The organism is Acidovorax sp. KPB24-07 (assembly GCF_057543315.1).
In genome coordinates, this window is sequence record NZ_BAAJYS010000757.1 from 1 (window position 1) to 1,030 (window position 1,030).

At 72.9% G+C, this 1,030-nt stretch carries 1 protein-coding gene; it reads right to left on the reverse strand.

Annotation, left to right across the window (positions count from 1 at the left end; genetic code table 11):
* Positions 1-1,030: formimidoylglutamate deiminase (locus AC27IQ_RS25585; RefSeq protein WP_487091309.1), on the reverse strand; the 1,030-nt coding region annotated here is incomplete at both ends.

The window sequence follows — 1,030 nt, forward strand, 5'->3', positions numbered from 1 at the left end:
CCCCGCCCCTGCACTGCCTGCAGCGCCATGGCGGTGGCGACCTCGGGGTGGGCGCGGCTGGCCAGCACGTTGCGCTGGCGCAGGGACAGGCGCTGCCCGTATTCGAGCAGCATCAGCTCTTCCGCCGCGTTCACGCAGGCATGGCTGTCGGAGCCCACGCCCCAGCGGCCGCCGTCCGCCAGCCAGCGCGGCAAGTTGAACAGACCATCGCCCAAGTTGGCCTCGGTGGTGGGGCACAGGCCGGCCACCGCGCCGGTGCGGGCGGCGCGCGCGTATTCGTCGGGCGTCATGTGGGTGGCATGCACCAGGCACCAGCGCGCATCGACCGGCGCATGCTCCAGCAGCCATTGCACCGGGCGCTGGCCGCTCCAGGCGATGCAGTCGTCCACCTCCTGCGTCTGTTCGGCGATGTGGATGTGCACCGGCGCCGCCGGGCTCAGGGCGGTGAGGCCTTCGACCGCAATGCGCAGGCTGTCGGGCGGCACGGCGCGCAGCGAATGCGGGGCCAGGCCCAGGATGCCGCCCTGCGCGGCCACCACGGGCGCCAGGCGCTCCAGCAGCGCAAGCATGCTGTCGGTGCTGCGGATGAAGCGGCGCTGGTCCTCGCGCGGGGCGCGGCCGCCGAAGCCGCTGGCCTGGTAGAGCACCGGCAGCAAGGTGATGCCGATGCCCGCGGCCTGGGCGGCGCGCAGCAGCGCGAGCGACATGGCGGCATCGTCGGCATAGGGCTGGCCTGCCGCGTCGTGGTGCACGTAATGAAACTCGCACACCGCGGTGTAGCCCGCCTCCAGCATCTCGACATAGAGCCAGGTGGCGATCGCCTCCAGGTGCTCGGGCGTGGTGCGCGCGGCAAAGCGGTACATGAGGTTGCGCCAGCTCCAGAAGCTGTCCTGCCCGCCGTCGGGCTGGGGCGCGCGGTATTCGGTCAACCCGGCGAAGGCACGCTGAAAGGCGTGCGAATGCAGGTTGGGCATGCCGGGAAGGACCGGGCCCGGCGCACGCGGCGCGGTGCCGGCGGCGCTGCCCGGCG